The sequence below is a fragment of the Caballeronia sp. genome (assembly GCF_028292365.1).
In the GTDB taxonomy this organism is placed as follows: domain Bacteria; phylum Pseudomonadota; class Gammaproteobacteria; order Burkholderiales; family Burkholderiaceae; genus Caballeronia.
Genome location: NZ_JAQGMM010000510.1, coordinates 1 through 9,561, shown reverse-complemented (window position 1 = coordinate 9,561; position 9,561 = coordinate 1). Strand labels below are relative to the sequence as shown.

The window sequence follows — 9,561 nt, the reverse complement described above, 5'->3', positions numbered from 1 at the left end:
TTTCGGCATCGCGAGAGTACCCATCGCCATTCTTGGCACGACAATTCCTTTGCTCACGCTGACGCTTTCCATCGACAACCTCGTCAACGGTCTTACGCGTCCCCTTGGCGGATTTCTTTCAGATCGTTTCGGCCGGGAGAACGTGATGCTCGCCATTTTTCTCGGCGTAGGGGTTGCACTGCTCGGGCTCGCGCAGTTTGGACATTCTCCGCTCGCTTTCTTGATTTTCGGGCCGCTGATCTTCCTCTGCTGGGGAGAGACCTATGCGATCTCATCAGCGCTCGCTGGCGATACCTTTGGCAACGCCCATGTCACGGCGAACGCTGGAGCCTTATACACGACAAAGGGCGTTGCAGCACTGTTGGTACCGCTTGGCAGCGTGATCAAGGAAATGACCGGCGACTGGACAACGGTTCTCCTTTGCTGTGCGGCGGTAAGCGTAGTGGCCGCGCTCGCATCGAAATGGCTGCTGAGTCCCATGCGGCGCTCGTTTATCGAGCGTAGTAATTTGCTCGACGATCCGGGCCAGAAAGTTGACGACCCGCAATACGCGGACCAATCGGCTCGTGTGGACGCGGCGCATTAAAGCCCGCTGTTTAATGATCCGACGTTTCTCCCGATCGATGACTAGTACTGGTACAGACCAGCATTGATGGAGCTTGAGAAATATAACGATGCAATGGCTCGCGGTGATAGCTGACTGGCTTGATAAGGTCGTGGGAAGCAGTTGCTAGATAGTTGCATAACGCTTTTGGCGCCAACGCATTGCAAAAAGAGACCTGAATGGGAGGCTGCTATGACCATCAAAATCCTCGATTTCCTGAACAACGGCTTTCGGATCTGCTCGGAAACATTTTCGGCATTTGTACAGCGGGAAATGGGGCATTTATCGGAGCCTCAGGCAGCGATTTATCTGATTTTCTTCTAGCGAGCTCCATTGTCCATGGTTTGGCAGGCACAGCAAAGGCGCGCCTTATGGAACGGCATCCACCTCTGAGACTGCACGATCGGCTACGGTTCGTAGCCGTTGCGCCATCTTTCAGTGCCACGCGTTTCCGATGCGGCGAGGCGCGAGGTAACTGCGTGAATTGACATAAACAAAATTGTCATTCGGAGAACTACCCAAAGAAACGGATAAGCGTATCACCGAGTGGCCGGTGCGAGCGCACTGTTGTTAGCTGATGCTCGTTCGAAAGACGTTGGTGAGCCTCGTTGCGGCGATAACGCCCGTTATCATGTCGAGCGTGTCAGTTATTCCAAGCAGTCAGGACCACGTCATCGTTTCGCGATTCCTCTTGCACGCGCGACGGTGTCTAGGGCAGTGAGGAGACGTCCCTGGCTGGGCACATCCGCCATCAAGAATTCGTCGGCCGGCGTGCGCTCGGCATAGTTTCGCACCGGAGCGAAGGGCTTCGCAGGTCTCTGCTTTCCGCGTGGCAAGTGCCCCATAGAAAACCTGCTCACGCTTTTTGGAGGGAATCTTCCGTTCTTATAAGAGCAGTAACAAGCTCGTCGTACATCGCTCGATCGTTGGCCATCAGCTCCGACACGTACTGGACGACACGATCAAAGTCGTCGTGGCTGGCCGGATCAAAGTTGCGTCTGATCCGGAAAGTGCTTCCGCAATAACTTTCGCGGCGTCCCGCAGTTCTGCGGAACTCCCTTCGACCATATCTTTTGCGCACATCTTGCTCACCTGTCAAAGTGTGGCTTAAAGGGAGTTGTGGGCCATCTTTTACTCTTGATAAAACAGAACATCATCGCAATGCCGCTCCGAGTAGCATCGGGGCAGGGCGGCTTCAGTAACGTTAGCATGGTTTGGCTGCCGCAAGGGCGGCCAATTGGGCGCTCGTAAGACTCTTCCTTGGCCATTGGGGCCGTTGGCGCGCTCGGACCAGTATTCCCGAATGTTGTCTTCAGAGGCCTTGGTTGACCCGGTGTTATCGGCCAGGGAGAGACGCTCGGCAATGCGGCCTATAACCGACGACCTTAGGATACGCAAAGGTGGCGTTTTCGCATAGGAGTGCGGCCTCCCCGCGAGGAAAGCTGGCGTTTTCGCACAGACAACACTTATTCGAGAAGCAGATGTCGCGTTTTCCACAAACGATGTGTGATTGGAGGCGGAAAGGTGACATTTTTGCATAACGATGCCACCTTTTCCTTTTTTGATACGCGCTACTTATGCGAAAACGCCACCTTAGCCGCGCGCCCCTCGCGAATCGCTATTTCCAGAGACATCAACGTACCTTAATTGCCCGGTAGTAATTAGCGGCTTGTACTAGGCGTCTCCTGGACGGCTAGATGTTGCCTGCAATCACAGGTGATGCCAACCTTGTTTTCTATGGGTGGTCTGTGTGGAACTGGGCCGACCGCATCAGACAGAAACCGGCCCGTTTCGGCCGTTCGACTCGGACTCTCGAATCGTTGACGATATGCTACTTGCGCCATATCCATCTTTGACGCCAAGACGATGGTGCTTGCCCATCGCGGCTGGCGTCATTGATGCAACAAGCGCTTCACGGTCGATGTGCCATTGCCGGGTAATGACATGGAAGTATATTAGGCTCCGCGGGGAGGCAGCCCTCGTCCGTGAGGACGACGAATACCGTGTCCGTTAGTGTTAGAAAAGCGACAATCGGCTTTCCGGCGCGGTCTATGATAAAAAGCTGTTTAGCGAGGGAGGACGGCGTGGCTGAGACATGTAACTGGTTGATCGATCATACCGGCATTGGGGTCTCTGACATTTCCCGGTCGGCGAAGTTCTATGAGGCAGCACTGAGACCGATCGGTGTCGCAGTTGTAGCGCGCATTACGCGTGACTTCAGTCCGGCGGGAGAAGGCGACGCGGACCTGGCCGGCGTAGGTTTTGGCTACGATTACCCAATCTTCTGGATTGACGTTTTTCACCCACACAGTCTTAAGCAACATATCGCATTTCGAGCTGTTAGCCGGGAACAAGTCGAGGCTTTTCATCGTGAAGGTTTGATAGCTGGCGGAGAGGACAATGGAGAGCCCGGTCTTCGGTCTGGTGGATACCCGAAGGGGTACTATGCGGCTTTCCTAATCGATCCCGACGGCAACAACATCGAAGCCGTGTTCCGAGAAAAATAATAAACCATCGCCTTCTATGCAGTGAGCCTGCTGACCCAGCGTGAGCGACCGCTTAGAGGTTATCGACCGACCGTTGTGGGTCGCGATGCGCCTTCCGCAACCGGCTGCGGAAGGCCATCAGGCGTCGTTAGTCTTGACCTTAAAACCCGACATTTGGCCGGCCGCTGCGACCAATAAAACGGCCGGTCAGCCGAAGACGATCGGCATTCCATCATCGACAATTGCACGAAGCGGTTCATCATCGCCGATTGCGCAGGTCGCGCAGGCGAACAATCCGCGAGGCACTTGCACATCGTCGTTTTTGACCGCCAACCTGAATCGAGAAAAGTCCTGATAGCGTATCTTCGGCTTTCCGTTTTTAGTGTGAGCTAACAAACTACTTAACATGTGGAGAATGAGGTGAAAACAGCGAAGCTTGCGAGAATCGCGCTGGTCTGTGCCGCAGTTGCCGCCGGTATCTCGCCGGTTGTATCGGCCCAGCCGCAAGGCTTCTACGGGCCAGCTCTCGAAACCGTCAAGACCTTCGACACGTTCAAGCTCGTTGGTATTGGTGTGTCCGGCGAAGGCCGCATCTTCGCGAGTGCCCCCGCAGCCGAGTCCGGCGACAGGCTCGTTGAGGTCAATGCGCAAACCGGTGCGGTGACCCCATATCCCGATCAGGCTTGGAATACCTCCGGCACGGACACGGAGCATGAGTGGGCAGTCCCGCAGGCGATGTGGGTGGACACAGCCGACCATCTGTGGGTGCTCGATTCGGGGCGAGCGGTGCTGACGGCCGCGAGTCCAGGCGCGAAGCCCAAGTTGGTCGAGTTCGACCTCAGCAGCAACAAGGCGATCCGCAGCTATGGCTTCGATGGCACCGTTGCCCCTACCGACTCGCTCAACGATGTGCGCATCGACCTCCTCCATGGGTACGCGTACCTGACCAACGTCGGCAATCGCGGTAGCCTGGTTGCGCTGAATCTTAAAACCGGCAGATCGCGGCAGGTTCTAGTCGGCGACCGCTCGACCTTTGCCGATCCCCAGCAACATCTGATGATCGGCGATCAACCTGCGGAAACTAACGATGGCAAGCAGGTCGCGATCCACGCCGACGGCATCGCGCTCTCCCCGGACGCCAAATGGATCTACTACCGGCCGCTGACCGATCACAACTACTGGCGGGTGCCAACAAGTGCCCTGATTGACGCCCGGCTGACCCCCGTCCAAATGTCACGCAAGGTGCAATACCTCGGCTCGGCCGAACTGACTGGCGGTTTGATCATGGACCAACATGGGACACTATACGGCGGCGATCTCGAACACAGCACCATCGTTGCTCTCGACATCGATCCCGCGACACACAAAGTAAAATCGCGCCTCTTCGTACGCGCTCCCGGGCGGCTGTCCTGGGCGGATGGCTTCGCCATCAGCCAAGGTTATCTCTACATCGCAGACTCCCACCTCTGGGAGGTGACATTCAAGAATCATCTGCCGCGTTCCGGACCGCTCACCATTTTCAGGGCAAAGTTGCCCGGATGAACTCCGGCTAGGGGGTGGGCGGAGGTCAGAAGCCTTGCTCGCCTGCATCCAGACTCGCGCGGGGCGCATGCCGCCCCGCGCCGTCGGTCGGGCGCCTGTGGGCGCCGTGACGGCCAGTGGCGCATTGATCCGCTCCAGCCAGCCCGGTTGAGTCCAGCGCTGACGCTGACGAGGTTCGCCATGCTCCCGCGAAGGGTTGAATGACCGCTGTGTCCTTGGAAACGGTCTCGCACTGGATATATGTCGTCCGTCCGGTTCGGGTCGCGTCGCGTGCTGCCGACCGCAGCCGTGCAGGGCTCCAGCGGGTGCCGTCGCATGAGGCAGTACCCGGCCCGCAGCGTACATCACCGCGATGACTTCCGACGCAGCGAAAGTGTCTGCGGTGAAAGAGCGCCAACTTGTTCTGAGACAGGCGTCTAGATCCTCATCGCGACAGATAGAAGTCCAAGGGGATAAGCTCGACGGCCCATCCGCCTTCTTCGCCCAGTGTGGCAGCCGGGTGCATTGACGCGATGCGTAACGCCTCGTCAAGGCTGTCCGCGTCGATGATGAATAGGCCACCCACGACTTCCTTCGACTCGGTGTAAGGCCCATCGGTGATGCGCGTCTCTCCAGTGCGCGGGCGAAGCGTCCGCCACCTGTCCAGATCGCCAAGGGAGGCAGAAACCAGAACTTTGCCGGTAGCGCGCATCTTCTCGTCCAATGCCGGGCACTGGCTCACCAATTCCTTGATTTCGTCTGACGCCATCGCGGCGAATTTTTCGGGGGAGAAGTAGGCCAGGCCGAGGTATTTCATGGGAAATCCTTTGAATGGGGTTCACTCACGACGAATGTGATGATCGGAAATCGACAATGCTCTGGCTATTTTGTAGCGGGTCTCGCGAGCCTGTCTGCTATGGGTCCCCTCCTGCCCGACGTAGACGGATGGATGGGGAACGACTCCAAGGTTCGAGAGGACGGGGTTCAACCAGGAAGGGACGTTCGCCCGTGTGACGACAGTCGTTGACAATTACTAGTGGAGGATCGGTTTACTCGGCAGCACTCCATTCGCGGAACCGATCGAATAATCGGAACCCAACATAGTCCGGTTCTCGCTTGTATAGCCAACGGTAGTAGCAATCCCAGTAGCTAATCATTCGATCGCGCGTCCTTTGGAAAAACAGCGAATTCTCCCGGAAGAACGCTCCGTAGGTGTGTTGATCCATGGACGACAAGTGCGCTTCGACAGCATCGAGAATTTCAATGACATACTCGTCGCAGAGTTGCGTAACGAATGGTGCAATCCAAGGTTCAGATGACGCTACCAGCCGTTCGATCTGGCGCTGGCGCACATGCCCATCATGGTGTCTCGTTAACAAGCACGCATATACGATGGCTTGAGTTCATTCAGACATGCGAACAGAGTTTCGTCGGGATCATCGTGCCACCGGGCTTTCCCGTCCTAAGTTGACACCCTCTGACCAGGAGAAAATCTCGATGGTGAACTGTGTAAGCGCAAGCAGCCAGAGAGGGCGCCGCTCGCGACTCGCGTCCAGACTATACATATAGTCATCCTGATTAGTTTTTTTAACAGCTAAGACGGACAAGGCACGAGTCAGTCGTCGATGGATTCGTGAATCGCTTCCGCGCCTCGTTTCCAGTAACTTGCCGCCCGAATCCGGGTCTTGTCGACACCGCGTTCCGTGCACAGGTGCTGACGAACGGCACGCATGACCGTTGCTTCGCCGGCGGCCCACACGTAGCCTTCGCCAGTCGGCAGATACATTTCTCGCAACGCCAGCAACAAGGCCGCACCGGGGAAGTCCGATTCGCTGCGGTAGCGCCATTCAGCGTACAGGTTGGTCTGCGTCGTGAAGTCGATACGTGCCGATGGATCTTCGACCTCGATCAGCGCGGCCACGCGAGTTCCAGGCGGCAGCTCTTCCAGACGGCGTGCAATGGCAGGGAGCGCCGTCTCGTCGCCGATCAGCAGATGCCAGTCGAATCCCTCGGGGATCATGAAGGAACCGCGCGGACCGCCGATGCCCAGATACTGTCCGACCTTCGCTTGCGCCGCCCACGTCGCGGCAGGTCCTGCTTCATGCAGCGCAAACTCGATATCGAGCTCGCATGCTTCGCGATCGTACCGGCGCGGGGTGAAGTCGCGTGCGATTGGCCGCGGTTGGTCGTCCGCGAAGACCGGGCCATTCGGACCAGCCGTGGGCATGACGGGCTTGTCGGCTCCGGGCGGCGGAAAGAAGACCTTGATGTGATCGTCGAAGGACGCTGATTCAAAATCATGAAGATCGTCGCCGCTTAGCGTGATGCGCACGAGGTGGGGCGTAAGCGGTTGAACGCGCTTGACTTGAGCCAGGCGGAATTTAAGTTGATGGCGGACGCGGCCGACCGCCAGATCGGGTCTGCTATTTTGCATTGAGTGTTCTCTCAAGTGTTGATTACGCCGGCTCGCCGGCGGTTTTTCCTTCGATCTCGGCAGTCGCACGCGAAAGGATCGCGGCAATGCGGCGTTGCTCGTTAACGGGTGCGTCGGTTCGCATCAGCAACGCGTGCTTGAGAGCGCGGCGCGCCTGGATGAACTCGGGCAGCCATGCGTTGCTGTCGCCATTGGCGTCCGCGTTTTCATCGCCTGCTTCGCCCGCAAACGCGCGGCGCACTGAGTCCATCTTGCGGGCGAAATGGCTTAGCTTGGCCAGCATCAGGTCGACGCGCTCGCGGTTGGTCGTCAGGTAATTGCGTCCGGATTCGGCTAGCGCATAACGCTTGCGATTGCCTTCCACTTCGACCGTTGCATAGCCCAGTTCTTCCAGGTAAGTCAGCGCCGGATAGACCATGCCCGGACTCGGGCTGTAAAAACCATTCGAGCGAACTTCCAGCGCCTTGATCAACTCGTAGCCATGGCGCGGTGCTTCGGCCAGAAGAGCTAGCAGGAGCAATTGCAGGTCGTCAGAGGTGAACTTGCGGCCGCGTGGCATGCCGTCGTCACCACGGCCACCGAATCCTCCCGGGCCGCCTGGGAAGCGGCCGTCGTCGTCATGGCGGTGGTGGCGACCGATTGCATGCCACAGTGCATGCATGGAAAAACGGTCTGAAGATTCAAATCCAGCTTGGGGTCGAGCGAACTCGCGATTGCGGTGATGTCTCATCGTAAAACTCCGTGATTATCGTAAAACGTATCTTAAGATATATATCTTAAGATACGTTGTCAATATTTTTTTCGGGGGGACGACTAGCGCCGTGCAGGGGGGCTGCGGCGTCGTGTTCCAGCGGATCGCTTCACGCTGACGAGCTTCGCCACAGGCCTCAAGCGTCGCGCTGAAAGCTGCAATGCTTAAGTATCCGGCGGTCATAACCATATCGGAATTGAATAATTCTCAAGGGGGCGCGGCGTCGCTACTCTGGGCGCTGATTTCGCCCGCGAGGATTGATGCAGATGGATGGTTCTGATGTTTTCGTTGGACGGCGGCGCGTATTGCGCTTGCTAGGCGCCGTGCCGACTGTCGCCGCGCTAAGCGGTTTCGGGTCGCGGGAGGCGAGGGCGGCGGACGCGGCCCTCGGCGCAGTCACTCTCGTGCTGGGCGATCAGGCGGGCGGCACGCGTGCGCTAGCCGAGGCTGCCAAGGTGCTCGACGGCACGTCGTATGCCTTCAAGTGGGCTAATTTCCAGGGCGCTGCGCCGCTCTTCGAAGCACAGCGCGCGGGTGCTGTCGACCTGGCGCCTGCGGGTGATTTGCCGGTGCTCGCGGCCGCCGTTGGCGATCCGACGCTCAAGATTGTGGCGACACGTGTTGGCTCGGGCGCGCAGTTGGGCATTGTCGTTCCGGCGGATTCGAAGCTGCGCAGCGTGGCGGAACTCAAGGGACGTACCGTGTTTGTTTCGTCGGCGCGTGGGAGCATTTCGCAATTCCAGCTCTATGGCGCGCTGGCCGAAGCCGGTCTTTCGCGCGAGGACGTGTCAGTGCGGTTTGTATTGCCGGTCGACGCGTTCTCCGCGTTTGAATCGGGACGTATCGATGTATGGGCGACTTTCGATCCGTACTTCGGAACCGCAGTTCAACGGGGTGCGCGGGTGCTAAGGGATGGCACTGGGATCAATAGCGGTCTGGGCTTTGTGACGGCGTCGGGCACCGCAGCGGCCGATCCCCTGAAGCGCCTCGCCATTGCAGATGTGCTCCAGCGCTTGCAGCGCGCAGGTGATTGGGCCGTCGCTAATCCCGATGCGTACGCGCAGGTCTACGCGTCATTGACCCGCCTGCCACTCGATGCCGCCAAGACTATTACCGCGCGATCAGCGCTGAAGCAACGTTTTGTTGCCGAGAACGATATTGTCGCGTTGCAGCGGGTCGCGGATATTGCGTTCCGCGATGCGATCCTGCCAAGAAGAATAGATGTGCGCGCTATTTCTGATACGCAGATCGCCAAGGCTTGACCGTGGTTACGCGGTTAAGGCGATGTGTGATGCATCGTCTTAACCACTCAATGCACTCAGCGTCGTTTCAAATCAATCGAGCAGATCGGGTTCCGCTTCGACCAGACCTTCATACAAACTCTCGAACGAAAACAGCGCCCCCCCGGACGGCCGACCCTTTCGTGCGTGAGCGCGGCCACGTCATGCGGAATGCGCTGAGGCGTACCGGCGGCTTCGGCGAGTAGCTGCGTGTGGCACGCGTTATCGAGTGCGAGATACCACCATGCGGCCGCTTCGACCGTGGGACCCGCGGTGAGAATGCCGTGGTTCTTCAGGATCACCGCTTTGCTCGAACCCAGCGCGTCGGCAATGCGTGCGCCTTCCTTGGTGTCGAGCACCACACCCTGGAAGTCGTCAAATAGTTCGTGATCCTCATAGAAAGAGCAAGAGTCTTGCGTGAGCGGGTCGAGCTTGCGTCCCAGTGTCGACCATGCTTTTCCGTAGAGGGAATGCGTATGTGCAGC

At 58.1% G+C, this 9,561-nt stretch carries 8 protein-coding genes and 1 pseudogene; 5 read left to right on the top strand and 4 right to left on the bottom strand.

What is annotated here, in order from left to right; genetic code table 11:
* The 4 genes from JWR14_RS29820 to JWR14_RS29805 all read left to right on the top strand — a co-directional run.
* A partial coding sequence (locus JWR14_RS29820; RefSeq protein ID WP_299716443.1) for an MFS transporter occupies nt 1-586 on the top strand: 586 nt, incomplete at its 5' end.
* A gap of 210 nt (nt 587-796) precedes the next feature.
* Complete coding sequence (locus JWR14_RS29815; protein WP_299716441.1) at nt 797-928, top strand: hypothetical protein; 132 nt, start codon at nt 797-799, stop codon at nt 926-928.
* A gap of 1,781 nt (nt 929-2,709) precedes the next feature.
* The gene (locus JWR14_RS29810) at nt 2,710-3,111 is read left to right on the top strand and encodes a VOC family protein (RefSeq protein ID WP_299716438.1); all 402 of its coding nucleotides are present in this window, start codon (nt 2,710-2,712) and stop codon (nt 3,109-3,111) included.
* 399 nt (nt 3,112-3,510) lie between these two features.
* Nucleotides 3,511-4,632, top strand: a complete 1,122-nt coding sequence (locus JWR14_RS29805) for an L-dopachrome tautomerase-related protein (RefSeq protein WP_299716435.1) — start codon at nt 3,511-3,513, stop codon at nt 4,630-4,632.
* 424 nt (nt 4,633-5,056) lie between these two features.
* On the opposite strand, the gene JWR14_RS29800 is transcribed toward JWR14_RS29805, so the two are convergent.
* The 3 genes from JWR14_RS29800 to JWR14_RS29790 form a co-directional block, all read right to left on the bottom strand.
* Nucleotides 5,057-5,428, bottom strand: coding sequence for a YciI family protein (locus JWR14_RS29800; RefSeq protein ID WP_299716432.1), 372 nt, complete (start codon nt 5,426-5,428; stop codon nt 5,057-5,059).
* Nucleotides 5,429-6,226: 798 nt separating this feature from the next.
* On the bottom strand, nt 6,227-7,045 hold the full coding sequence (locus JWR14_RS29795) for a siderophore-interacting protein (protein ID WP_299716429.1): 819 nt from the start codon (nt 7,043-7,045) through the stop codon (nt 6,227-6,229).
* A 22-nt stretch (nt 7,046-7,067) separates the two neighbouring features.
* Nucleotides 7,068-7,775 carry a PadR family transcriptional regulator gene (locus tag JWR14_RS29790; protein WP_299716426.1) on the bottom strand — a complete coding sequence of 236 codons (708 nt, stop codon included), beginning with the start codon at nt 7,773-7,775 and terminating at the stop codon, nt 7,068-7,070.
* A 287-nt stretch (nt 7,776-8,062) separates the two neighbouring features.
* Here JWR14_RS29790 and JWR14_RS29785 point away from each other — a divergent pair, with 287 nt between their 5' ends.
* Nucleotides 8,063-9,058 (top strand): ABC transporter substrate-binding protein, encoded by a 996-nt coding sequence (locus tag JWR14_RS29785; RefSeq protein ID WP_299716423.1) that lies wholly within the window; start codon nt 8,063-8,065, stop codon nt 9,056-9,058.
* A 72-nt stretch (nt 9,059-9,130) separates the two neighbouring features.
* On the opposite strand, the pseudogene JWR14_RS29780 reads toward JWR14_RS29785, so the two are convergent.
* Nucleotides 9,131-9,561: pseudogene (locus JWR14_RS29780) on the bottom strand (class II aldolase/adducin family protein); the annotation flags it as partial.

Excerpts from the sequence above, each read along its gene's own strand:
- JWR14_RS29815 (WP_299716441.1), top strand. The coding sequence starts at position 797 with ATGACCATCAAAATCCTCGATTTCCTGAACAACGGCTTTCGGATCTGC.
- JWR14_RS29800 (WP_299716432.1), bottom strand. The coding sequence starts at position 5,428 with ATGAAATACCTCGGCCTGGCCTACTTCTCCCCCGAAAAATTCGCCGCG.
- JWR14_RS29795 (WP_299716429.1), bottom strand. The coding sequence starts at position 7,045 with ATGCAAAATAGCAGACCCGATCTGGCGGTCGGCCGCGTCCGCCATCAA.
- JWR14_RS29790 (WP_299716426.1), bottom strand. The coding sequence starts at position 7,775 with ATGAGACATCACCGCAATCGCGAGTTCGCTCGACCCCAAGCTGGATTT.
- JWR14_RS29785 (WP_299716423.1), top strand. The coding sequence starts at position 8,063 with ATGGATGGTTCTGATGTTTTCGTTGGACGGCGGCGCGTATTGCGCTTG.